Annotated in this window: 20 protein-coding genes and 1 riboswitch; of the genes, 12 read left to right on the forward strand and 8 right to left on the reverse strand. The window is 71.1% G+C overall.

What is annotated here, in order from left to right:
• Positions 1-3 precede the first annotated feature (3 nt).
• The 3 genes from ABT118_RS12840 to glgX all read right to left on the reverse strand — a co-directional run bounded on the left by ABT118_RS12840 (position 4) and on the right by glgX (position 5,926).
• Positions 4-1,851, reverse strand: coding sequence for an ABC transporter ATP-binding protein (locus ABT118_RS12840; protein ID WP_350664297.1), 1,848 nt, complete (start codon positions 1,849-1,851; stop codon positions 4-6).
• Complete coding sequence (locus ABT118_RS12845) at positions 1,848-3,662, reverse strand: ABC transporter ATP-binding protein (protein WP_350664305.1); 1,815 nt, start codon at positions 3,660-3,662, stop codon at positions 1,848-1,850. The genes ABT118_RS12840 and ABT118_RS12845 overlap by 4 nt, the downstream gene beginning before the upstream one ends.
• 86 nt (positions 3,663-3,748) lie before the next feature.
• A complete protein-coding gene (glgX, locus tag ABT118_RS12850; protein ID WP_350664323.1) occupies positions 3,749-5,926 on the reverse strand; it encodes a glycogen debranching protein GlgX in 2,178 nt (725 codons plus the stop codon).
• A 225-nt stretch (positions 5,927-6,151) separates the two neighbouring features.
• Here glgX and ABT118_RS12855 point away from each other — a divergent pair, with 225 nt between their 5' ends.
• The 5 genes from ABT118_RS12855 (at position 6,152) to ABT118_RS12875 (ending at position 10,728) form a co-directional block, all read left to right on the forward strand.
• A complete protein-coding gene (locus ABT118_RS12855; RefSeq protein WP_350664334.1) occupies positions 6,152-7,345 on the forward strand; it encodes a L,D-transpeptidase in 1,194 nt (397 codons plus the stop codon).
• A 186-nt stretch (positions 7,346-7,531) separates the two neighbouring features.
• Positions 7,532-8,806 (forward strand): L,D-transpeptidase, encoded by a 1,275-nt coding sequence (locus ABT118_RS12860; protein WP_350664344.1) that lies wholly within the window; start codon positions 7,532-7,534, stop codon positions 8,804-8,806.
• Between the two features lie 262 nt (positions 8,807-9,068).
• The gene (locus tag ABT118_RS12865) at positions 9,069-9,539 is read left to right on the forward strand and encodes an ATP-binding protein (RefSeq protein WP_350664350.1); all 471 of its coding nucleotides are present in this window, start codon (positions 9,069-9,071) and stop codon (positions 9,537-9,539) included.
• 417 nt (positions 9,540-9,956) lie between these two features.
• Positions 9,957-10,151, forward strand: coding sequence for an excalibur calcium-binding domain-containing protein (locus ABT118_RS12870; protein ID WP_350664360.1), 195 nt, complete (start codon positions 9,957-9,959; stop codon positions 10,149-10,151).
• 73 nt (positions 10,152-10,224) lie between these two features.
• Positions 10,225-10,728: a DinB family protein gene (locus tag ABT118_RS12875; RefSeq protein ID WP_350664369.1), complete on the forward strand. Its 504-nt coding sequence runs from the start codon at positions 10,225-10,227 to the stop codon at positions 10,726-10,728.
• 4 nt (positions 10,729-10,732) lie between these two features.
• Here ABT118_RS12875 and ABT118_RS12880 read toward each other — a convergent pair whose 3' ends face one another.
• The gene (locus ABT118_RS12880; protein ID WP_350664382.1) at positions 10,733-11,599 is read right to left on the reverse strand and encodes an MBL fold metallo-hydrolase; all 867 of its coding nucleotides are present in this window, start codon (positions 11,597-11,599) and stop codon (positions 10,733-10,735) included.
• 22 nt (positions 11,600-11,621) lie between these two features.
• On the opposite strand from ABT118_RS12880, the gene ABT118_RS12885 reads away from it, so the two are divergent.
• On the forward strand, positions 11,622-12,158 hold the full coding sequence (locus tag ABT118_RS12885; RefSeq protein ID WP_350664391.1) for an NADPH-dependent FMN reductase: 537 nt from the start codon (positions 11,622-11,624) through the stop codon (positions 12,156-12,158).
• Here ABT118_RS12885 and ABT118_RS12890 read toward each other — a convergent pair.
• The 4 genes from ABT118_RS12890 to gcvT all read right to left on the reverse strand — a co-directional run bounded on the left by ABT118_RS12890 (position 12,145) and on the right by gcvT (position 16,605).
• A complete protein-coding gene (locus ABT118_RS12890; protein WP_350664408.1) occupies positions 12,145-13,512 on the reverse strand; it encodes an L-serine ammonia-lyase in 1,368 nt (455 codons plus the stop codon). The genes ABT118_RS12885 and ABT118_RS12890 overlap by 14 nt on opposite strands.
• Positions 13,513-13,678: 166 nt before the next feature.
• Positions 13,679-14,944 carry a serine hydroxymethyltransferase gene (gene glyA / locus ABT118_RS12895; RefSeq protein WP_350664429.1) on the reverse strand — a complete coding sequence of 422 codons (1,266 nt, stop codon included), beginning with the start codon at positions 14,942-14,944 and terminating at the stop codon, positions 13,679-13,681.
• A 90-nt stretch (positions 14,945-15,034) separates the two neighbouring features.
• On the reverse strand, positions 15,035-15,409 hold the full coding sequence (gene gcvH / locus ABT118_RS12900) for a glycine cleavage system protein GcvH (protein ID WP_350664440.1): 375 nt from the start codon (positions 15,407-15,409) through the stop codon (positions 15,035-15,037).
• A 77-nt stretch (positions 15,410-15,486) separates the two neighbouring features.
• Entirely contained in the window at positions 15,487-16,605 is a 1,119-nt protein-coding gene (gcvT, locus tag ABT118_RS12905) for a glycine cleavage system aminomethyltransferase GcvT (protein ID WP_350664452.1), read from the reverse strand.
• Positions 16,606-16,756: 151 nt separating this feature from the next.
• A riboswitch (glycine riboswitch) is annotated at positions 16,757-16,860 on the reverse strand.
• A 120-nt stretch (positions 16,861-16,980) separates the two neighbouring features.
• Between gcvT and ABT118_RS12910 the strand changes: the two genes are divergently transcribed.
• From ABT118_RS12910 to ABT118_RS12935, 6 genes are all read left to right on the forward strand, one after another.
• Positions 16,981-17,790, forward strand: coding sequence for an enhanced serine sensitivity protein SseB (locus ABT118_RS12910; RefSeq protein ID WP_350664467.1), 810 nt, complete (start codon positions 16,981-16,983; stop codon positions 17,788-17,790).
• A 109-nt stretch (positions 17,791-17,899) separates the two neighbouring features.
• Positions 17,900-18,667 (forward strand): enhanced serine sensitivity protein SseB C-terminal domain-containing protein, encoded by a 768-nt coding sequence (locus ABT118_RS12915; protein ID WP_350664474.1) that lies wholly within the window; start codon positions 17,900-17,902, stop codon positions 18,665-18,667.
• A gap of 429 nt (positions 18,668-19,096) precedes the next feature.
• Positions 19,097-20,077, forward strand: a complete 981-nt coding sequence (locus ABT118_RS12920) for an ABC transporter permease (protein WP_350664487.1) — start codon at positions 19,097-19,099, stop codon at positions 20,075-20,077.
• A 174-nt stretch (positions 20,078-20,251) separates the two neighbouring features.
• Entirely contained in the window at positions 20,252-22,027 is a 1,776-nt protein-coding gene (locus tag ABT118_RS12925) for an ABC transporter substrate-binding protein (RefSeq protein WP_350664496.1), read from the forward strand.
• A 119-nt stretch (positions 22,028-22,146) separates the two neighbouring features.
• Positions 22,147-23,145 carry an ABC transporter permease gene (locus ABT118_RS12930; RefSeq protein WP_350664513.1) on the forward strand — a complete coding sequence of 333 codons (999 nt, stop codon included), beginning with the start codon at positions 22,147-22,149 and terminating at the stop codon, positions 23,143-23,145.
• A complete protein-coding gene (locus tag ABT118_RS12935) occupies positions 23,142-24,218 on the forward strand; it encodes an ABC transporter ATP-binding protein (protein WP_350664530.1) in 1,077 nt (358 codons plus the stop codon). Before ABT118_RS12930 ends, ABT118_RS12935 begins: the two co-directional genes overlap by 4 nt.
• Positions 24,219-24,238 lie beyond the last annotated feature (20 nt).

Raw genomic sequence — 24,238 nt, forward strand, 5'->3', positions numbered from 1 at the left:
TAGTCAGACCAGGCTGTCCCGCCAGGCCTGGTGCAGGTCGGCGAAGCGGCCCTCGCCGGAGATCAGCCCGGCGGGGGCGCCGTCCTCGACGATCCGGCCCTGGTCCATCACCAGGACCCGGTCGGCGATCTCCACGGTGGAGAGGCGGTGGGCGATGATCACCGCCGTCCGGCCGGCCAGCACGGTCCGCATGGCGCGCTGGACGGCCTGCTCGCCGGGGACGTCCAGCGAGGAGGTGGCCTCGTCCAGGATGAGCACCGCCGGGTCGGCGAGCAGGGCCCGGGCGAAGGCGACCAGTTGGCGCTGTCCGGCCGAGATCCGGCCGCCGCGCTTGCGGACGTCGGTGTCGAAGCCGTCGGGCAGCTCGGCGATGAACTCGTACGCGCCGATCTCCCGGGCGGCCTGCTCGACCTCGGCCCGGGTGGCGCCGGGGCGGCCGATGGCGATGTTCTCGGCCACCGTGCCGGAGAACAGGAACGACTCCTGGGTCACCATCACCACGCCGCGCCGGAGCTCCTCGGAGGAGAGCGAGCGCAGGTCGACGCCGTCCAGCCGGACCGAGCCCTCGGTCGGGTCGTAGAACCGGGCGAGCAGCTTGGCCAGGGTGGACTTGCCCGCGCCGGTGGCGCCGACCACGGCGGTGGTCTCCCCGGCGGCGAGGGCCAGGTCGAAGCTGGGCAGCACCTCCTTGCCGGTGCGGTAGGCGAACCGGACGCCGTCGAAGACCACCTCGCGGCCCTTGCCCCCGCTGCCCGCGCGGTCGGCGGCCGGGAGCGAGGCCGGGGCGGCGGGCTCGGCGACGGAGGGCTCGTGGGCCAGCAGGCCGGCGATCTTCTCCAGCGCGGCGGCGGCCGACTGGTAGCTGTTCAGGAACATCGCCAGCTGGTCGATCGGGTCGTACAGGCGGCGCAGGTAGAGCACGAAGGCGGTCAGCACGCCGAGTTCGAGGCTGCCGTCGGTGACCAGCACGGCGCCGAGCACCACCACCCCGGTGATCCAGGTGTTGGCGATCGCCCGGGAGGAGCCGACGTAGCGGGCCATCTCCAGCAGGCCGTCGGCGGTGGCGTCGGCGGACTGCCGGTTCACCGTGCCGAAGGCGGCCTCGTTGGCGGCCTCCCGGCGGAAGGCCTGGACCGGGCGGATGCCGTTCATGGTCTCGGTGAAGCGGATGATCACCGAGGCGACCGCCGTCCGGGAGCGCCGGTAGACCTTGAGCGAGCGGCGCCGGAACGAACGGACCGTCAGGTACATCGGCAGGAAGGAGAGCAGCGCGGCCAGGCCGAGCCGCCAGTCCATCACCATCAGCAGGACCGAGATGTAGAAGACCGAGAGGACGACCGAGAGCAGCTCCTGCAGGCCCTCGGAGAGCAGCTCGCGCAGCGCGTCCACGTCGCTGGTGGCCCGGGAGATGATCCGGCCCGAGGTGTAGCGCTCGTGGAAGTCCAGGCTGAGCCGCTGGGCGTGCCGGAAGATCCGGCCGCGCAGGGTGAGCAGGATGTCCTGGTTGATCCGGCCGCTCAGCCGGATGAAGGCGCGCTGCAGCAGGGTGGAGATCCCGGCGCAGCCCAGGTACGCGGCGATCACCGCGACCAGCGGGCCCGCGTCGTGCTCGCGCAGCGCCGGGATGCCCCGGTCCATCGCGATCGCGACCAGCAGCGGCCCGGACTGCAGGGCGGCCTGCTGGACCAGGATCACCAGCATCGCCACCGCGATCCGGCGGCGGTGCGGGCCGAGCAGCTCGCCGAGCAGGCGGCGGGCGGCACCTTCGGGGACGGGGATGTCCTCGTCCTCGGCGGGGCGGGGCGGCAGCTCCTCCTCGACCGGGGTGCTCTGCACGGTGGTGGCGGTCATCGGACCAGGCTCCGTTCGGTGGTGGTCTGACCGGTCATCAGCTCGCGGTAGGCGGCGGAGCTGTGCAGCAGCTCCTGGTGGGTGCCGACGGCGGTGATCCGGCCCCGGTCCAGCACGGCGACCCGGTCGGCCAGCAGCACGGTGCTCGGCCGGTGCGCGACCACCAGGGCGGTGGTGTCGGCCAGCACCCGGCGCAGCGCCCGCTCGACCAGCGCCTCGGTGTGCACGTCGAGCGCGGAGAGCGGGTCGTCCAGCACCAGGAACTCGGGGCGGCCGACCACGGCGCGGGCCAGCGCCAGGCGCTGGCGCTGGCCGCCGGACAGGCTCAGGCCCTGCTCGCCGACCTCCGTCCCCGCACCCTCGGGCAGCTTGTCGACGAAGCCGGCCTGGGCGGTGTCCAGTGCGGTGGCGAGCTCCTGCTCGGTCGCCTCCGGACGGCCCATCAGCACGTTCTCCCGGACCGAGGCGGAGAACAGCGTCGGCTCCTCGAAGGCGATGCTGACCAGCTCGCGCAGCCGGGGCAGCGGGATCGAGCGGATGTCCCGGCCGTCCAGCGTGATGGTGCCGCCGGTGGACTCGTACAGCCGGGGGAGCAGCGCGGTCAGGGTGGTCTTGCCGCTGCCGGTCGCGCCGACCAGCGCCATCGTCTCGCCGCGGCGGATGTGCAGGTCGATGCCGGTCAGCAGGTCGGGGGTGCCGGCGGGGGCGTCGTGGTAGCGGAACCGGACGCCGGTGAAGCGGATGCCCTCGTCCTCGGTGCGGGAGCGGCCGACGGGGGGCTGCTCCTCCGGCTCGTCCATCACCTCGAAGTAGCGGTCGGTCGCGGTGGCCGCCTCGTTGGCGTACGCGAGCAGCCAGCCGAGCGACTCGACCGGCCAGCGCAGGGCCAGCGCGGTGGAGAGGAAGGCGACCAGGGTGCCGGTGGAGAGGTCGCCGTCGGCGACCCGGACGGCGCCGACCGCGAGCGCGATGCCGAGCGCGACCTCGGGCAGGCCGACGATCACCGCCCAGAGGTTGGCCAGCATATTGGCCTTGTGCAGCTCGGTGGAGCGCAGCTCGGCGGCCTGCCGCTTGAACCGCTCGGCCATCGTGCGGTGCCGGCCGAAGGCCTTGAGGATGCGGATGCCGAGCACCGACTCCTCGATCACGGTGGCCAGGTCGCCGGTCTGGTCCTGGGCCTTCCGGGCGGCCAGCGAGTAGTGGGACTCGAAGTGCCGGGTGAGCAGCACCAGCGGGAACGCGGGCAGCAGGGTGATCAGGCCGAGCCGCCAGTCCAGTGTGAACATCAGCACCGAACCGGTCAGGAAGACCAGCGAGTTGACGATCAGGAAGACCAGCGGGAAGGCCAGGAAGAGCCGCATGGTGAACATGTCCGAGGTGGCCCGGGAGAGCAGCTGCCCGGACGGCCAGCGGTCGTGGAAGGAGACCGGCAGCCGCTGGAGCTTGGCGTAGAGGTCGCCGCGCATGGCGCTCTCGACCTTGGCCAGCGGGCGGGCCACGATCACCCGGCGGATGCCGAACAGCCCGGCCTCGGCCAGGCCGAGCAGCAGGAGCAGCCCGGCCAGCGGCCAGAGCGCGTCGAGGTCGTGGTGGGCGATCGGCCCGTCCACGATGGCGCGCAGCACCAGGGGCACCAGCAGCACGCTGCCGGAGGCGAGCAGGGCGGCGGTCACCGACCCGGCGATCCGCCAGCGGGCGGTGCGCGCGTACGGCCACAGCCGCAGCAGCGACCGCACCGTGGACCGCGGCGGCGGTTCGGGCGGGGTCGCTGACGGAAGGTCTGGTGCGCTCAGCTGCTCGTTCTCGGCCATCGCCGAGAGGGTAGGCAGAGGACCTGACATTTCTCATCTGGTTTTACGCCCCTGACCGGCCCGGTCGGCGAGAACCGGCCACCGGGTCAGTCGTCGAGGGCGCGCAGCAGCTGCAGGGACCGGGCGGCCAGCACGACCGGGGCGCCGGACCCGGCGGCGGGCTGGTCGCGGCCGGTGTCGACCAGGGTCTCGTACCGCTTCGCCCAGGGCTCGCCCGGCAGGGTGAAACCGACCGGCAGGTGGCCCGCGTTGAGCAGCAGCAGGAAGCTGTCGTCGGTCAGCGGACAGCCGTGCTGGTCCCGCTCGGACATCGCCCGGCCGGAGAGCAGCATGCCGAGCACGGCGGTCGGGGCGAACCAGTCGGCCTCGGTCATCTCCTCGCCCCGGGCGGAGAACCAGGCCAGGTCGCTCTGGCCGCCGGGCACCGCGGCCCGGCCGGAGAAGAAGGCCCGCTGGCGCAGCACCGGGTGCGCGCGGCGCAGCGCCACCAGCCGGGCGGTCAGCTCGTACAGGCCGCGCCAGCGGGGGTCCTCCAGCAGCGACCAGTCCAGCCAGCTGGTCTCGTTGTCCTGGCAGTAGGCGTTGTTGTTGCCGAGCTGGGTGCGCCCGAGCTCGTCCCCCGCGGTGAGCATCGGCACGCCGGTGGAGAGCAGCAGGGTGGCCATCAGGTTGCGGACCTGGCGCTGCCGCAGCGCGGTGACCGAGGGGTCGTCGGTCTCGCCCTCGGCGCCGCAGTTCCAGGACCGGTTGTCGTCGGTGCCGTCCCGGTTCTGCTCGCCGTTCGCCTCGTTGTGCTTGCGGTCGTAGGAGACCAGGTCGCGCAGGGTGAAGCCGTCGTGCGCGGTGACGAAGTTGACCGAGGCGTACGGCCGCCGGCCGCCGCGCTGGTAGAGGTCGGAGGAGCCGGAGAGCCGGTAGCCGAGCTCCCGGACGTCCGGGCGGGCGCCGCGCCAGAAGTCCCGGACGGTGTCCCGGTACTTGTCGTTCCACTCGGCCCAGAGCGGGGGGAAGCCGCCGACCTGGTAGCCGCCCGGGCCGACGTCCCAGGGCTCGGCGATCAGCTTGACCCGGCTGAGCACCGGGTCCTGCGAGACGGCGGCCAGGAAGGGGTGGTGCATCTCGATCCCGTCCGAGCCCCGGGCCAGCGCGGCGGCCAGGTCGAACCGGAAGCCGTCCACGCCCATCTCGGCCACCCAGTACCGGAGCGAGTCGGTGACCAGCTTGATGGTGTGCGGCTGCCGGGTGTCCAGGGTGTTGCCGCAGCCGGTGTAGTCGGCGTAGCCGCGGCGGCTGCGGTCCAGCCGGTAGTAGCCGGCGTTGTCGATCCCGCGCAGGCTGAGCGAGGGGCCCATCACGCCGCTCTCGGCGGTGTGGTTGTAGACCACGTCGAGGATCACCTCGATCCCGGCCGCGTGCAGCGCCCGGACCATCCGCTTGAACTCGCCGACCTGCTGGCCCCGGCTGCCGGAGGCGGAGTAGCCGGCGTGCGGGGCGAAGAACGCGAGGGTGTTGTACCCCCAGTGGTTGGTCAGCCCGCGCTGCTGCAGGTGGTCCTCGTCGGCGTACTGGTGCACCGGCAGCAGTTCGACCGCGGTGACGCCGAGCCCGACCAGGTGCTCGATCGCCGCCGGGTGGGCCAGCCCGGCGTAGGTGCCGCGCAGCTCGGGCGGGATGCCGGGGTGGCGCATGGTGAAGCCGCGCACGTGCAGCTCGTACAGCACCGTCTCGGCCCAGGGGGTCTTCGGGCGCTGGTCGTCGTACCAGTCGTCGTCGTCGTGCACCACCACCGCCTTGGGCACGTACGGGGCGGAGTCCCGGTTGTCCCGGACGGTGTCGGCGACCTCGCGCTCGGGCCAGTTCCTGACGGCGGCGCAGGTGGCGTCGTGGGCGGTGTAACTCCCGTCCACCGCACGGGCGTAGGGGTCGAGGAGGAGTTTGGCCGGATTCCACCGGGCCCCGGTCCACGGGTCCCAGCGGCCGTGCACCCGGTAGCCGTACCTGGCTCCGGGGAGGACCCCGGGCAGGTAGCCGTGCCAGGTCTGGAAGGTCCGCTCGGAGAGCGGGTGCCGGCTCTCGGTGCCGTCCTCGGCGAACAGGCAGAGCTCGACCGCCTCCGCGTCCGGGGCCCAGAGCGCGAAGTTGGTGCCGTGGCCGCCGCTGTGGTCGGTGCGGAAGCGGGCGCCGAGCGGTTGCCAGCTGCCGGGCCAGGGGACGGCCGGATCGATCACGCCGTGTTCTGCCCGTTCCTGCTGCCAAGCCGTCATCGGCCGCACCCTCCCAGCGCAGGACGTCCCGGGCCCTGCTCAGTTGGTTGTTCCCTGATCGACCGTCACTGTCACGTCGTGGAACGTCCTGTGACGGACCGTGAACGATTCTGTCCCCTGTTGAGACCTTCTGGAGTCTCCTGCGTGAATTCGGTCCCACGTGTCCGACCGGGCCCATGGTCGTTATCCCCCACGGTGGTTGGCACGTACGGGCGGAGGAACGGGATGCGCTCCCGGGTGGCGGTCGCGGTGGTGGTCGGGCTCTGCCTGCTCACGGGCTGCACCAGTGAACGGCAGGGGGCCCCGAGCGCCGATGCGGCGGTCGCGCCCAGCCCGGCGGTCTCGCGGGCCGTGATCACCAGTACACCCGGTGACGGCACCCAGGAGGTCCCGGCCGAGGGCCCGGTCAAGGTGACGGTGGCGCAGGGCAGGCTGCTCTCGGTCCGGCTGGCCGACAGCAAGGGCGCCGAGGTGCCCGGGCGGATCGCCCCGGACGGCAGCTGGACGCCCGACGCCCGGCTCGCCCTGTCCACCCCGTACACCCTGGACTCGGTGGCCGAGGACGCGGCCGGGCTCAAGGCGGCCCAGCACGTGGCCTTCGCCACCCTGACCCCCGAGCACACCTTCGCGGCCTTCTTCACCCCGGAGGACGGCTCCACGGTCGGCGTCGGGATGCCGGTCTCGCTCCGGTTCAGCCGGGCGATCACCGACCGGGCCGCGGTCGAGAAGGCCGTCACGGTGACCGCGGACCCGCCGGTGCCGGTGGCCGCGCACTGGTTCGGCAACCGCCGGCTGGACCTGCGGCCGGAGAAGTACTGGGCGGCCGGCACCAAGGTGACCCTGGCGCTGCGGCTCAAGGACGTCCAGGGCGCCCCGGGCGACTACGGCACCCAGTCGAAGGACATGCACTTCACTGTCGGCCGCTCGATGGTCAGCACCGCCGACCTGGACGCCCACACCATGACGGTGCGGCAGGACGGCCAGGTGCTGCGCACCCTCAAGATCTCCGGCGGCAGCCCCGAGTTCTCCACCTACCTGGGCGCCATGGTGATCTCGGAGAAGTTCCCGGTCACCCGGATGAACTCGCAGACCGTCGGCCTGGGTGACGAGTACGACATCAAGGACGTCCCGCACGCGATGCGGCTGACCAGCTCCGGCACCTTCGTGCACGGCAACTACTGGGCCGCCCGCTCGGTCTTCGGCAGCGCCAACACCAGCCACGGCTGCCTCGGCCTGGCCGACGACAAGGGCGGCTCGGACTCCTCCCCGGCGGGCTGGTTCTTCGACCGGTCCACCGTCGGCGACGTGATCGAGGTCCGCGGCCGGACCGGCGACCCGGTGCCGCCGGAGAACGGCCTGAACGGCTGGAACCTGTCCTGGGCGCAGTGGCTGCGCGGCAGCGCGCTCGGCGTGCACTGAGCCTGCACACGCCTCCCTCGGAAGGATCACCGATCCGGGCCGGTTATCCTGACCTGCCGCGCCGTCCCGGAACCCCCGGAGCGGGCCGGCGGAGATAACAACTCGGCACGACCCCCGCCCGGAGTGAAACCTAACCGGGCGCCGGAGCGTGTACTGAGCGTGGATACCCGGAGGGGAGCAGACCGAGTGAAGCCGGTACAGGCGGCCGATGCCGCGATAGTCAGGACCCAGGGCGCGGCCGCGCGCCGTGCCAAGCGCACCCGGCTGGCCGGAGTAGCCGCGGTGATGGGCGGCGTGCTGTTGCTGACCGCCGCCTGCTCCGGCTCGGACGACAAGGGCTCGGGCTCCGGCTCTGGCGGTGGCGGCGACAACGCGGCCTCCGCGCCCGCCAGCCCGGCCGCGCCGAAGAACTCGGCCGCCGTGCTCACCGTGACGCCCAAGGACGGCGCCGAGGACGTCAGCCCCAACGGTGCCCTCAACGTCGCGGTGGCCGGCGGCAAGCTGACCACCGTCGAGGTGACGGACAAGAACGGCAAGGCGGTGGCCGGTGCGCTGGCCGCCGACAGCCTGAGCTGGAAGCCCAGCGCCCCGCTCACCGTCGGCATGGTCTACAAGGTCAGCGCCCAGGCGACCGACGCCGACGGCCTGGTCTCCGCCGTGACCAGCAGTTTCACCACCCTCACCCCGGCCAAGACGGCCGCCGTGAACGACAACATCACCGACAACGGCACCTACGGCGTCGGCATGATCGTCTCGGTCTCGTTCGGCAAGGCGGTGAAGAACAAGGAGGCGGTGCTCGGCGGCATCACCTTCGAGGCCAGCAACGGCACCGTGGTGAAGGGCCACTGGTTCGGCAACCAGCGGCTGGACTTCCGTCCGGAGAAGTACTGGCCGGCCGGCACCAAGGTCACCATCAAGTACCGCCTGAAGAACGTCGAGGTGTCACCGGGCGTCTACGGCGACGTGGACCGGGACGAGCCGTTCACCATCGGGCGCTCCCAGATCAGCGTCGCGGACGCCGCCACCCACCAGATGACGGTCACCCGGGACGGCAGCTCCAAGACCATCCCGATCACCGCCGGCGACGACCAGAACGCCTCCTGGAACGGCACCATGGTCATCTCCAGCAAGGAGAAGGTGACCCGGATGAACTCGGCCACCGTCTCCAACATCCAGGGCTCCGAGTACGACATCTCGGACGTCCCGCACGCGATGCGGCTGACCGCCTCCGGCACCTACGTGCACGGCAACTACTGGGGCAACGCCTTCGGCAAGTACAACGCCAGCCACGGCTGCGTCTCGATGCAGGACACCAAGGGCGGCGACGACGCCTCGGTCGCGGGCAAGTACTTCGCCGACTCGATCGTCGGCGACGTGGTGAAGATCCAGAACTCCAAGGGCAAGACCGTGTCGCCGGACAACGGCCTCAGCGGCTGGACGCTGCCGTGGGCTTCCTGGTAGACCCCGGAGCGAGCTGACTCCTGCTCAACTGTTCGGCCCGGGTGCCCTTCTGGCACCCGGGCCGAGCTGTTGTGCGAGCCCTTGTTCGGCCGGTGTTCGGGATGCTGATGGCATATGCCAACTGAATAGTGATCGTTTGCTCATTGTCCGTACGCGGCCGCTTGCGTTCCGCAATGATTGGCCCATGGCGGGATGGGGCGAGGCAGAGTGGGCATCACTTCCATGGGCCGGTCCGGCCGCTGACGACCTGTCGGAAGGTGGGGTGCTCGCCCTGGAGACTCTGGAACGACTCAGCCCGCAGGAGGTCGAGCGCGAGTGCTTCGGCCGGCTCTGCGAGCAGGTGGCCGCCGAGCAGGAGGTGTTCCTGCCGTCCCGGCCCGAACTCGTCGGCATGGCAAGGCGGGTGGTGCTCGCAGTACTCCAGGGCTGGCGGATGCACCAGTTACTCGAAGCGGGCGAACTCCTCACCGGCGAACTCATGGCCAACGCCGTCCGGCACACCGGCGGCCGCACCGTCGGCCTCCGCCTCACCCGCAGGCCCGGCTGGCTCCGGGTCGAGGTCCGGGACTCCTCCCGGGCGCTGCCCTGTCTGATCGTGGCCGAGCCGGGCAACGAGACCGGCCACGGCATGCTGCTGATCAACACCATCTCGGAGCGCTGGGGCGCGGACCTGCTGCCGCGCGGCAAAGGCGTCTGGTTCGAGCTCAAGGTCCGTGAGCGCGCCCTGGGTTGAGCCCCGCGCCCATGCTTGGCAGGCCCGGAAAACAGTGCGGGGCCCCCGTCCACCGTGATGCGGTGTGGGGGCCCCTGCAAGTCACCGCGCAGGCCATGGGGGTGCGTGCCGCGCAGTGGGTGACGGCCGAACCGGGTCGGGGGTGGCCGTAGCTCTCGATGTCTCGACTATCGCACGGTCTCAGGATGTGGGCAAAATCGAATGAAAGGTTTGTAAGCCACTTCACCCTCGCTAATCGCATGAATCCGACTTCGGGCCCTTGAATGTCCAGTTGTGGTGATCATGTGCCCCATTCGTGATCATGACGGTCTGTTCCGGTGCGGTAGCCGGCTGATGTGATGGCTCGATGGCATACCCCTACCCCAACCCCCCTGCGGCCGCCCGTCCCTGGCCAGGCCGAAGAGGACGGCCGCGCTGGTGGCCACCGGCGTCTGGACGCTGATCTGGCTGGCCCTGGTGCCGGCCGACCCGGCCGAGCCGAAGGCGGGCAAGCCGCTGCCGCCCCCGGCCCCGGAGACGACCGCCGACGGCGGCGGCCCGGCGGCGTACTACAAGAACTGCGACGCCGTCCGTGCCGCAGGCAAGGCGCCCCTGCACGCCGGCGACAAGTGACCCCTGGTCCGGGCGGTCGGCCGGGGAGTTTTATCGGTCGACAGAGCGTCCCGGACCGGCCATCATCCAGGCCATGACCCGCACTGATCTGCCACCCAGCCTCGACGAGCGCGCCTTGCTCGCCACCTTCCTCGACTACGTCCGTGCCACCGCGATCGCCAAGTGCGAGGACCTTGCCGCAGAGGACGCCCGCAAGGCCCCGCTGCCCGGCTCGCCGCTGATGACCCTGTCCGGGCTGATCAGCCATCTGCGCTGGGTCGAGTACTACTGGTTCGAGGTGGTGTTCCTCGGCGGGCAGGACGAGGGGCCGTGGACCGACGAGGACCCGGACCGCGAGATGCGGATCGCGGTCGACATCCCGCCGGCCGAGCTGCTGGCCGACTACCGGGCCGTGACCGACCGCTACCGCGAGCTGGTCGCCGGCGCCGACCTGGACGCGGTGGCCGTCCGGGCGGTCAAGGACGGGCGGCCGGTCAACCTGCGCTGGATCCTGCTGCACCTGATCGAGGAGACCGCCCGCCACAACGGCCACCTCGACCTGCTGCGCGAACTCGCGGACGGCAGCACCGGGGTGTGACGGGTCAGTCCGGCAGGCGGTAGACCACGAAGTCGGGGAACGGGTGCGGCCCGGGCTCGCCCGCCACCTGCTCCAGCGCGTCCCGGACGTCCCGGAGCTGGCGCACCGTCATCTCCAGCGGCGGCTCGGCGGGTTGGTGGATCGTACCGATCGGGTAGTCCGTCCCGGCCTGGTCGGTCATCTCGATGTGGCAGCCGAGCAGATGGCTGACCGGGTGGTCGGCGGCGAACGCGAGCAGCCGGTCGACGGTCGCCACGTACGCGTCCCAGTCGGCGATGTAGAGCCGCCCCGGGTAGACCGTGTCGCCGGTGAGCAGCACACCGGTGTACCGGTCGTAGTAGGTGACGGCGGCGGCGTGGTGACCGGGGCTGGCGATGCAGTCCAGCGCCCGCCCGCCCAGGTCGAGTTCGGCCCGGCCCCCGCTCAGGCCCAGGAAGCCGGTGACCGACTCCAGCGCGGCGGGCACCACGGTGGTGCGGGGCCGGTCGGCGAACTGGGCGTCACCCGCGACGTGGTCGCCGTGCCCGTGGCTGTGCAGGACCACCAACTCGTAGTCGCTGCGCGGGTTCTGCTCCAGCCACTGCTCGACCAGCCGGTCGACCACCCGGCGGAGCGGGAAGTACTCGGCGGACGCGGTCGCCCCGGTGTCGACCAGCACCGCCCGCTCGTTGCCGAACAGCAGGAACAGGAACGGCGCCTCGTAGTGGACCGACATGTTCTGCCGCAGGACCACGGTGTGCGGGTCGTAGTGGTGGACCTGGATGTCCGGGTCGGTGTTGTGCTTGGCCGAGACCGAGCCGTGGATCCAGCGCACGTCCAGCGGGCGCGGCGCGATCGGCGTGAAGTCGACGGGCCGGGTGTCAGGGATCATGCGGCCAGCGTAGGTTGACCGCATGTCGACGACGCGCCGGGTCCTGCTGCTGTCCGGAAGCCTGCGGGCCGGGTCCTCCAACGAGGCGGTGCTGCGGACCGCCGCCGCGCTCGCCTCCGAGGGCGTCACGGCCACCCGGTACGAGGGTCTGGCCGCCCTGCCGCACTTCAACCCGGACCACGACACCGACCCGCTGCCCGCCCCGGTCGCCGAGCTGCGGGCCGCGATCGACCGGGCCGACGCCCTGCTGATCTGCACTCCCGAGTACGCCGGCACCCTGCCCGGCTCGTTCAAGAACCTGCTCGACTGGACCGTCGGCGGCACCGAGACCACCGGCAAGCCCACCGCCTGGATCACCGCCGCCGCCCCCGGCCGGGGCACCGGCGCCGCCGCCACCCTCGCCACCGTCCTCGGCTACACCGGCGCCACCGTGGTCGAGGCCGCCTGCCGCGCCGTCCCGGTGCCCCCAGACGCGATCGGCCCGGACGGACTGATCACCGATCAGTCCGTCCGGGCCGCGATCGCGTCGGCGCTGGAGGCGCTGCTCAGCACTCGATGACGTTGACCGCGAGGCCGCCGCGCGAGGTCTCCTTGTACTTGACCTTCATGTCGGCGCCGGTCTCCTTCATGGTCTTGATGGCCTTGTCGAGGGAGACGTGGTGGCGGCCGTCGCCGCGCAGCGCCATCCGGGCGGCGGTGATCGCCTTGACCGACGCCATCCCGTTGCGCTCGATGCAGGGGATCTGGACCAGGCCGCCGACCGGGTCGCAGGTGAGGCCGAGGTTGTGCTCGATGCCGATCTCGGCGGCGTTCTCGACCTGCTCGGGGGAGCCGCCGAGGACCTCGGCGAGACCGCCGGCGGCCATCGAGCAGGCGGAGCCGACCTCGCCCTGGCAGCCGACCTCGGCGCCGGAGATGGAGGCGTTCTCCTTGAACAGCATGCCGATCGCACCGGCGGCCAGCAGGAAGCGGACGATGCCGTCCTCGTCGGCGCCGGGGATGAAGTTGGTGAAGTAGTGCAGGACGGCCGGGATGATGCCGGCCGCGCCGTTGGTCGGGGCGGTGACGACCCGCTGGCCGGAGGCGTTCTCCTCGTTCACGGCCATCGCGTAGAGGGTGACCCACTCCATCGCGTTGGCCGGGCCGATCCCCTCGGCGCGCAGCGCACGGGCGCCGGAGGCGGCCCGGCGGCGGACCTTCAGGCCGCCCGGCAGGATGCCCTCGCGGCTCATGCCGGCCGCGACGCACTCCTGCATGACCTTCCAGATCTGCAGCAGCCCGGTGCGGATCTCGGCCTCGCTGCGCCAGGCCTTCTCGTTCTCCAGCATCAGGCCGGAGATGGACAGGCCGGTCTCCCGGGTGAGCCGGAGCAGCTCCTCGCCGGTGCGGAAGGGGTAGCGCAGCGCGGTGTCGTCCGGGACCACCCGGTCGGCGCCGATCGCGTCCTCGTCGACCACGAAGCCGCCGCCGACGGAGTAGTAGGTCTTCTCCAGCAGGGTGGCGCCGTCGGCGTCGAAGGCCCACAGGGTCATGCCGTTGGCGTGGTATGGCAGCGAGCGGCGGCGGTGCAAGATCAGCTGGGTGTCGGGGTCGAAGGCGATGTCCTGGACGCCGAGCAGGTGGATCCGCTTCTCGGCCTTGATCCGGTCCACGTCCAGGTCCGCCTGGTCGACGTCGACCGTGCGGGGGGAGTTGCCCTCCAGGCCGAGCAGGACGGCCTTCGGGGTGCCGTGGCCGTGGCCGGTGGCGCCGAGCGAGCCGAACAGCTCGGCCCGGATGCCGGTCGTCTGGGCCAGCAGACTCTCGGACTTCAGGCGGCGGGCGAACATCCTGGCCGCGCGCATCGGTCCGACGGTGTGCGAGCTGGAGGGGCCGATACCGATGGAGAAGAGGTCGAAGACGCTGATGGCCACGGAGGACGTCCTTGTCTGGTCTCGTGGAGGGTGGCGGCCCGTCTTGTGGACGGACGCGCGCTGAGCATGGGACGGGGCACCGCCTCACTGTCCAGTGTGCGCGGTGCCCCGGGAAGCCGGGAGATACGACGGGTGTACCTGGTCACATCTCCCGGCGAAGAGCTGTCTAGAGCTCGGGGTAGAGCGGGTACTTCGCGGCCAGCGCGCTGACCCGGGCCTTCAGCGACTCGGCCTTGGCCTCGTCGAAGGTGGGCAGCAGGGCCTCGGCGATGACGTCGGCGACCTCGCGGAAGTCCTCGGCCTGGAAGCCGCGGGTGGCGAGGGCCGGGGTGCCGATCCGCAGGCCGGAGGTGGTCATCGGCGGGCGCGGGTCGTTCGGGACGGCGTTGCGGTTCACCGTGATGCCGACCTCGTGCAGCCGGTCCTCGGCCTGCTGGCCGTCGAGCTGGCTGTTGCGCAGGTCGACCAGGACCAGGTGGACGTCGGTGCCGCCGGAGAGGACCGAGACGCCGGCCGCCGCGGTGTCGTCCTTGAGCAGGCGCTCGGCCAGGATGGCGGCGCCCTCCAGGGTGCGCTGCTGGCGCTCCTTGAAGTCCTCGGAGGCCGCGACCTTGAACGAGACGGCCTTGGCCGCGATCACGTGCTCCAGCGGGCCGCCCTGGAAGCCGGGGAAGACCGAGGAGTTCAGCTTCTTGGCGAACTCCTGCTTCGCCAGGATGATGCCGCCGCGCGGGCCGCCGAGCGTCTTGTGCGTGGTGGAGGTGACCACGTCCGCGTACTCGACCGGGTTCGGGTGCAGACCGGCGGCGACCAGGCCGGCGAAGTGGGCCATGTCGACCCAGAGGTAGGCCTCGACCTCGTCCGCGATCCGGCGGAACTCGGCGAAGTCGAGCTGGCGCGGGTAGGCGGACCAGCCCGCGATGATCACCTTGGGGCGGTGCTCCTTGGCGAGCCGCTCGACCTCGGCCATGTCGACCAGGCCGGCCGAGTCGACGTGGTACGCGACCACGTTGAACTGCTTGCCGGAGAAGTTCAGCCGCATGCCGTGGGTCAGGTGGCCGCCGTGCGCCAGGTCCAGGCCCAGGATGGTGTCGCCGGGCTGGGCGATCGCGAACAGCGCGGCCTGGTTGGCGGAGGCACCGGAGTGCGGCTGCACGTTGGCGTACTCGGCGCCGAACAGCTCCTTGACCCGGTCGATGGCGATCTGCTCGGCCACGTCGACGTGCTCGCAGCCACCGTAGTAGCGGCGGCCGGGGTAGCCCTCGGCGTACTTGTTGGTGAGGACCGAACCCTGGGCCTCCATCACCGCGACGGGCGCGAAGTTCTCGGAGGCGATCATCTCGAGGGTGGTCTGCTGGCGGTGCAGCTCGGCGTCGACCGCGGCGGCGATCTCGGGGTCGAGCGCGTGCAGGGACTGGTTAAGAACCGTCATGTCAGGGTCTTCCCGTGGGGCGGTGCTGGCAGTGGACCAAGGGAGGGGGTTGGCCGCCGCGCTGCGGCCGACCCCCCGTCAACCAGTGGTTCAGGCCTTGATGAAGGCGTCGTACTCGTCGGCGGTGAGCAGCTTGTCCGTCGCCTCGACGCGGACCTTGAACAGCCAGGCGTCGCCGAACGGGTCGCTGTTGACCGAGGCCGGGTCGTCGATGACGGCCTGGTTGATCTCGGTGATCTCGCCGGTGGCGGGGGAGTACAGGTCGCTGACCGACTTGGTGGACTCGAGCTCACCACAGGTCTCACCGGCGGTCACGGTCTCACCGACCTCGGGGAGCTGCACGTAGACGATGTCACCGAGGGCGTCGGCGGCGTGGGCGGTGATGCCGACCGTCGAGACACCGTCCTCGGCGGCCGTCAGCCACTCGTGCTCCTCGGTGTACTGCAGGTGCGTGGGGTTGCTCATGGCGTCATTCTCCAGGATCGCAAGAGGGTAGGGCGAAGCCGTCCGCTGAGCGGACCGGGCGGGAAGGGGGGTGTGACTCAGCGGGCGCGCTTGTAGAACGGCAGCGCGACGACCTCGACCGGCTCGTGCTTGCCGCGCACGTCGACGGCCACGGCGGTACCCGGGGCGGCGTGCGCCGCGTCCACGTACGCGATGGCGATCGGCTTGCCCAGGGTGGGGGACGGCGCACCGGAGGTGATCCGTCCGATCGGGGTGCCGTCGGTGCTGACCACGGCGTACTCGGCGCGCGGGACGCGCTTGCCCTCGGAGACCAGGCCGACCAGCTTGCGCGGCGGGTTGGCCTCGGCCTGGGCGGCGGCGGCCTCCAGCGCCTTGCGGCCGACGAACTCGCCCTCGTTGGTGGTCTTGTCGAAGCGGACCACCCGGCCGAGGCCGGCGTCGAACGGGGTCAGGTCGGTGGAGAGCTCGTGCCCGTAGAGCGGCATGCCCGCTTCGAGGCGGAGGGTGTCACGGCAGGACAGGCCGGCCGGGACCAGGCCGACCGGCGCGCCGGCCTCGGTGAGCGCGGTCCACAGGTGCTCGGCGTCGGCCGGGGCGCAGAAGACCTCGAAGCCGTCCTCGCCGGTGTAGCCGGTCCGGGCCAGCCAGACCTCCTTGCCCGCGACGGTGGCGGGCAGCAGGGCGTAGTACTTGAGGCCGGGCAGGTCGGCGTCGGTGACCGAGGCCAGGATGCCGTTGGCCTCCGGGCCCTGGACGGCGATCAGCGCGTACGCGTCCCGGTCGTCCCGGACCTCGGCGTCGAAGCCGGCCGCGCGCTCGGTCAGCGCGTCCAGCACGACCTGGGCGTTGGAGGCGTTGGCGACCACCATGTACTCGGTCTCGGCGGTCCGGTAGACGATCAGGTCGTCCAGGATGCCGCCGTCCTCACGGCAGATCATGGTGTAGCGGGCGCGCAGCACACCGAGCGCGGAGATGAAGCCGACCAGCGCGTGGTCCAGCAGCTCGCCGGCCTGAGGGCCCGTCACGGTGATCTCGCCCATGTGGGAGAGGTCGAAGAGGCCGGCCTTGGTGCGGACCGCGAGGTGCTCCTCGCGCTCGCTGCCGTAGCGCAGCGGCATGTCCCAGCCCGCGAAGTCGGTCATGGTCGCGCCGAGCGAACGGTGCAGGGCGTCGAGCGCGGTGAGGCGAGGGGACATGGTGACTGGACTCCTTGGCAGCAAACGGGCATGCAGGGGTGGAGTCTCCCCGTCTGTCGTCACAACCTGAGAGCTTCACCGCACATCCAAGGATGGCGGCTTGCACCGTGGGTGGGCGCACGGCGCGGCCGTGTCCACTTTCCAGATCTGCCTCGCCCGGGCGGTAGGGGTGCCTGAGAGATTCCGGGGAGGACTTGCTCCTTCGGCGCCGGCCTGTGCCGTTGAAGGCAGTCCGGACTCTCCCGCGCGGGTTCGAGCGGCCAGTGTGAAGTTGTGGGCGGGGTCATCATGGCACGAGTCGTACCCCCAGGGGGAGAGGGGCCCGACCGCTAGGCTCTTCGCAGCAGCGACCTAGAGGGGCGGTACCAGAGGGCGATGGGCTATCCGGCGGGCGACACAGGGGCGCAGGCGTGGGCCGAGCCGGGCACGGCGCCGCCCGGCGGCAGCTGGCCGGTGAACGAGCTGGAGCAGGTGCTGACCGCCGCGCTCGGCGATCCCGGGGCGACGCCGCGGGTGATCGAGGTGCTGGCGCGGAGCCCGATCTGGGTCCCGCTGCCGGCCGGGGCGGACCCGGCGGGTGCGGGGCTCGACCTGCCCACGATCGAACTGGCCGGCTCTCCCTACGTGCCGGTGTTCTCCTCGCAGGAGACCTTCCTCCAGCACGCCCCCGGCCTGGCCTTCGCGATCGCCCCGGCCTGGGAGTTCGCCCGGGGCCTGCCGCTCGGGGTCGGGATCGCGGTCAACCCCGAGGCGCCGGTGGGCATCCCGGTGCCGCCGGAGGGGGTCGGCGAGCTGCGCCGGGGCCCGCAGGGGGAGCGCTGGGAGCAGCAGCCGGACGGTGCCAGGGTGGCGCTGCGAGAGCCGGAGCCGGCCGAGGAGCCGTACTCCTTCCTCGGCGCGGCGATCACCGAACTGGCCGAGCTGCCGGGGGTGCTGACGGCCCGTCGGGCGCTGGCCGGGGTGGAGCGGGACGCTCCGGTGCTGTTCATCGGGGTGCAGCTGGACGCCGGCTGGCCGGCCGACCCGGCCCAGGTGAACGAGGCGCTCGGCCGGGCACTCGGAACCACGCCGCCGCCGTGGGGCGTCCACCTGGTGCTGCTCGATCTGGTGACGGATCCGGTGGTGGAGTGGATGCTCACCCGGGTACGTCCCTTCTACGTCAGGTCCGGGACGGTCCCGGGCTGACCCGAGGGCTGACCCACCGGTACGGGGCGGCGGTATGACGGCTGTCGGGCCGGGCCAATAGGCTTCGGGGGGAGCCCGGGACGGGCGGGCGGAACGGGCGGAGCGAGGCATGAGCGCGGCAGCGGCGGCAGGCGGCGCGATCGAGCGCGCCCTCGGCGAGGTCGCGCCCGACCGTTTCGATGCGTACGAGCGGCTGCTGTACGCGCTGGCCGAGGGCCGGGTGCTGATGCTGCTGTGGCACGGCAGGCCGGGCAGCCCCGACGCCCAGTACGGGAACATGGAGATCGGCGGGCACGGCTACGCCCCCGCCGTCACCTCGCCCGAGCAGCTGGCCGCGAGCGGCTGGGCCCGGAGCCACGAGTCGATCTCGGGCCCGGAGATCGCCAACGCGCTGTACCGGACCCGCTGGGGCCTGTGGCTCAACCCGCATGTGCCCGGTGGCGGTGTCGGCGTGCCCTGGGCCGACCTGCGGCGGATCGCGGCGGGCCTGGACCGGCTCCCGGCCGGCCCGCTCCAGCTGTCCGAACCGGTGGTCCAGGCTCCGCAGTTCTACGCCCAGCTGCAGCGCGAGGCGGCCGAGGTGCGGCCGGTCCGGGCGCTCCGGCAGGCCTGGGTGCGGCCCGCCCTCGGTGAGCCCTACCTGGCGATCGGCCTGGACCTGTACGACCTCTCGCCGCCCGCCGTCGAGGCGGCCAGGGCGCTGGTGCAGCGCGCGGTGGCGCACGCCCCGGCGGGCCTGCCGGTCTCCACCGTGGTGCTGGCGGACGAATGGGATCCGGTCGCGATGTGGATGCGGGCCCAGGCCCGCCCGTTCTTCGACCGTGAGGCCCGCCCCCACCCGGCCCAGGGGTACTGGCCGCACCAGCCCTGGCAGTGAACCGGCTGCTCGCCCGGGTCAGTTGGGGTACGGAGCGCTAATTCCTCCGCACGCATCTTGACAGGCATGTAACAGCCGTGTGAAGAGCGTTATTCGGCAAGATCGCCTGTGCATGCGGACAGATCACAGTTGGGCATCCTTCGGTTGTCAGGTCTGGCGTAACGCGACCCGAATGCCAGAGAGTCTGCGCAAGTGCAGTTCGGACGTTCGATCGGCCCGACCTGCAACTCCCTTGCTTTTCAGCATCTTTCGCATACTGACGCACCGCCGCACCTGCGGATGGCAGCACCGCACCGACGCACCAGCACCACACCCGCACCAGTACGCGACAACCGGATCGTCCATGGACCCCGGGCCCTACCGGGCCCGGCGCCCGCGCACGGCCGGACCGTGGGCCGGCCACCGTCGGCGAGGGGAACGAACTGAGACATGAGCACTTCCACTGAGAGCACCACCGACGCTCCGGCGCCGACGGCCGTACCGGCCAAGCGGATCGAGGGCCGTTCGCCGGGCCGGATCGCCTGGGACCGGCTCAAGCGGGACAAGGTCGCGCTGACCGGCGGCGTCGTGGTGCTGCTGTTGATCCTGGCGGCGGTCTTCGCACCGGTGCTCACCTCGCTGCTGGGCCACCCGGTCGACGAGCCGCACCCGGACCAGATCAACCCGGACCTGGGTCTGCCCAAGGGCCCCTACGGCGGCATCAGCGGCGACTTCCTGCTCGGGGTCGACCCGACCTTCGGCCGGGACGTGTTCAGCCGGATCGTCTACGGCGCCCGGATCTCGCTGCTGGTCGCCTTCTGCGCGGCCGGCGTCTCGGTGGTCATCGGCGTGCTGATGGGCATCGCGGCGGGCTTCTTCGGCGGCTGGGTCGACGCGGTGATCAGCCGGGTGATGGACGTCCTGCTCGCCTTCCCGCAGCTGCTGTTCAGCATCGCGCTGGTCTCGGTCATCCCCAACTCCCTGCTGGGACTGGAGGGGTCGGGCGTCCGGATGGCGATCCTGATCCTGGTGATCGGCTTCTTCGGCTGGCCCTACATCGGGCGGATCGTCAGAGGCCAGGCCCTGTCGATGCGAGAACGCGAGTTCGTCGACGCGGCCCGCAGCCTGGGCGCCGGCAACGTGCACATCCTGCTGCGCGAGCTGCTCCCCAACCTGGTGGCGCCGATCCTGGTCTACGCGACCCTGATCATCCCCACCAACATCCTCAGTGAGGCTGCGCTCAGCTTCCTCGGTGCCGGTGTGAAGCCCCCGACGCCCTCCTGGGGCCAGATGCTCTCCGACGCCACCAAGATCTACCAGGTGGATCCGACCTACATGGTGATCCCCGGCCTGGCGATCTTCGTCACGGTGCTCGCCTTCAACCTGTTCGGTGACGGTCTGCGCGACGCGCTCGACCCCAAGGGCAACTGAGCCCGCACGGCCCCACCGAGCCCGCAACTTCCCCACCGCACCCCGCAACTGCCCCACCCCGCAAGGCGGCCGACCCCCATCGGCGGCCTGTCCAGCAGCGGCCCATCCACTTGGGGGAGCACAACCCCCCGGCGGACCGCTCAGGCCCGCACATCATCAGGAGGATCCGTACCCATGACGCGTAACAGGACGCTCGCTGCCGCCGCCCTGGTGGCCACGCTGGCCCTCACCGTTTCCGCCTGCGGCGGTTCGAAGAGCGGTGGCGCCGGCGACGGCGCCTCCAAGGGCACCGCGGCGGCGGCCGGCTTCAACGCCGCCGTCGACAAGGTGGTGAACCCGTCCGACAAGAAGGGCGGCACCCTCAACCTGTGGTCCGCCACGGACGTCGACTCGCTCGACCCGGGCCGTGCCTACTACGCGTCGGTGTGGAACTACGAGCGCTTCTACGCCCGTACCCTGCTCGCGTACGACGCGAAGCCGGGCAAGGAGGGCCTGAAGCTGGTCCCGGACCTCGCCGCCGCGCAGCCGGAGATCGCCGCCGACGGCAAGACCTACACCTTCAAGCTGAAGCCCGGGGTGAAGTTCGAGGACGGCTCGACCATCACCACCAAGGACATCAAGTACGGCATCGAGCGCACCTTCGCCACGGACGTCATCGCGGGTGGCCCGAACTACCTGGTGAACCTGCTCGACCAGGGCCAGGACTACAAGGGCCCCTACACCGACCCGGACCCGAACAAGCTGGGCCTGAAGTCGGTCGAGACCCCGGACGACACCACCATCATCTTCAAGCTGAAGGCGCCGGACTCGTCCTTCCCGTACCTGCTCGCGATGGGCTCGGCCTCGCCGATCCCGCAGAAGCTGGACACCGGCTCGAAGTACGGTGACAAGCCGGTCTCCTCCGGCCCCTACAAGTTCAAGTCGGCCGAGCCGGGCAAGGGCTACGAGCTGGTCCGCAACGAGAACTGGGACCCGGCCACCGACACCCTGCGCAAGGCGCTGCCGGACGTGGTCAAGCTGACCATCACCACCAACGCCGACGACATGGACGCCCGTCAGCTCGACGGCACCGCGGACCTCGACTGGGGCCAGACCGGTCTCTCCCAGGCCGCCCAGGTCAAGGTGCTGCAGGACCCGAAGCTCAAGGCCAACACGGACGACCCGTACAACGGCTTCATCCGCTTCATCTCGATCATTCCGGCGGTCGCGCCGTTCGACAACATCCACTGCCGCAAGGCGGTGCTGTACGCGGCCGACACCACCGCGCTGCAGACCGCCCGCGGCGGCTCGGTGGCCGGCTCGCCGTTCGGCAGCATGCTGCCCCCGAACATCCTCGGCTCGGACGACTACGACCCGTTCGGTCTGACCAAGGGCAAGCCGGACCTGGAGAAGGCCAAGGCGGAGCTGAAGGAGTGCGGCAAGCCCGAGGGCTTCAGCACCACCATCGCCGTCCGTGGCAACAAGGCGAAGGAGGTCAACTCCGCCGTCGCCCTGCAGACCGCGCTGAAGGCCATCAACGTCACCGTCAACGTCGACCAGTACGACGGCAAGCTGCTCGCCTCGGTCGCCGGTTCGCCGGACGTCGTGAAGACCAAGGGCTACGGCCTGGTCGTGGCGGGCTGGGGTGCCGACTACCCGACCGGCGCCGGCTACATGCAGCCGCTGATGGACGGTCGCTTCATCACCAAGACCGGTAACAGCAACTACCCCGAGACCAACGACCCCGAGGTCAACGGCTGGTTCGACCAGGCCGCGGCCGAGAAGGACCCGGCGAAGGCCGCGGACTTCTACAAGAAGATCAACCACAAGGTCGTGGACTCCGCGGTGTGGCTGCCGATCGTGGCCGACAAGGCGCTCAACTACCGCAACCCGCGCCTGACCAACGTCTTCGTCAACGACGCCTTCGGCGAGGTGGACTTCCAGGCCCTGGGCGTCTCCGACGGCAAGTGACCTGACCCGCCCCCGCTCCCTGGTTCGCTCTGCTAGTCCGAAGGGCAGGTGAAGGCTCCGCCGGGGCCGGCCGGAACTCCCACAGGGGTTCCGGCCGGCCCCCGGCGGGGTCGACCGCAATGCTCGTGTATTTCATCCGACGGCTCGTCAACGTCGTCGCCATGCTGCTGGTGGTCTCCGCCGTCACCTTCGGCATCTTCTTTATGGTGCCGAAGCTCACCGGAACCGACCCGGCGACGTACTACGTCGGGAAGATCACCGACCCGGCGGCCATCGAGGGCATCCGGCACAAGATGGGCCTCGACAAGTCGATCCCCGAGCAGTACTACCTGTTCCTGAAGGGGCTGGTGGTCGGGCGCGACTACAGCACCGGCGTGGACGTCACCAACTGCGCCGCCCCGTGCTTCGGTTACTCGTTCAAGACCGAGCGCGAGGTCTGGCCGGTCCTGCTCGACCGGCTGGGCGTCACCGCCTCGCTGGCGGCCGGCGCCTCGGTGCTCTGGCTGACCTTCGGCACCGCGACCGGTGTGGTCTCCGCGCTCAAGCGCCGGACCCTGCTGGACCGGGTCACGATGACCACGGCCCTGGCCGGCGTCTCGCTGCCGATCTACTTCACCGGCATGCTGGCCAGCGCGGTCTTCGTCTACCAGCTCGGCTGGTTCCCGCACGACTACGTCGAGCTCGGCACCGATCCGGTGGCCTGGTTCCAGAACATGCTGCTGCCCTGGATCACGCTCGCCTTCCTGTACGCGGCGACGTACGCCCGGCTCACCCGCGCCACCCTGCTGGAGGTGCTCGGCGAGGACTACATCCGCACCGCCCGCGCCAAGGGCCTGGGCGAGCGGACGGTGATCGGCAAGCACGCCATGCGCTCCACCCTCACCCCGATCCTGACCGTCTTCGGGATGGACCTCGGCGCGCTGATCGGTGGTGCGGTGCTGACCGAGTCCACCTTCAACTTCCGCGGTCTCGGCTATGAGGCGGTCTCCTCGATCGCCTCCAGTGACCTCCCGGTGATCATGGGTGTGACGCTCTTCGCCGGTTTCTTCATCATCCTGGCCAACCTCGTGGTCGATGTCCTTTACGCAGTTGTCGACCCTCGGGTGAGGCTGGCATGAGCAAGATCCAGATCGACCGGCCCGACCCGGCCGGCGTCGGCAAGCCGTTCCTCTCGGTGGAGAACCTGAAGGTGCACTTCCCGACCGAGGACGGTCTGGTGAAGTCGGTGGACGGCCTCAGCTTCGCGCTGGAGAAGGGCAAGACGCTCGGCATCGTCGGCGAGTCCGGCTCCGGGAAGTCCGTCACCTCGCTCTCGGTGATGGGCCTGCACCGCACCGGCACCAAGCGCGGTGCGCCGCAGATCACCGGCGAAGTGTGGCTGGACGGCGAGGAGTTGGTCCGCGCCGACCCCGACCGGGTGCGGCAGCTGCGGGGCCAGAAGATGGCCATGATCTTCCAGGACCCGCTGACTGCGATGCACCCGTACTACTCGGTCGGCGCCCAGATCATCGAGGGCTACCGGGCCCACCACCCGGGCGCCTCGAAGAAGGAGGCCCGCACCCGCGCGATCGAGATGCTCGACCGGGTCGGCATCCCGCAGCCGGACAAGCGGATCGACGGCTACCCGCACGAGTTCTCCGGCGGCATGCGCCAGCGCGCGATGATCGCGATGGCCCTGGTCAACGACCCCTCGCTGCTGATCGCCGACGAGCCCACCACCGCCCTGGACGTCACCGTCCAGGCGCAGATCCTGGACCTGATCCGGGACCTGCAGAAGGAGTTCGGCTCGGCGGTCATCATCATCACCCACGACCTGGGCGTGGTGGCCGAGCTGGCCGACGACATCCTGGTGATGTACGGCGGCAAGTGCATCGAGCGCGGGCCGGCCGAGACGCTCTTCGACTCGCCCGAACACCCCTACACCTGGGGCCTGCTGGGCTCGATGCCGCGGCTCGACCGGCCGCTCCAGGACCGTCTGGTCCCGGTCAAGGGCACCCCGCCCAGCCTGATCAACGTGCCGTCCGGCTGCGCCTTCCACCCGCGCTGCCCGTACGCCTCGCTGACCCACGGCCGCTCGACCACCGACGTGCCGACCCTGGCCGAGGCCGCTCCCGGGCACCACGCCGCCTGCCATCTGCCGATCGCCGAGCGGCACCGGATCTTCACCGAAGAGATCGCGCCCCGGCTGTGAGCACGTACCACCCCTCAGGA

Origin of the sequence: Kitasatospora sp. NPDC002040, assembly GCF_040296785.1 — a bacterium.
Classification (GTDB): Bacteria; Actinomycetota; Actinomycetes; order Streptomycetales; family Streptomycetaceae; genus Kitasatospora.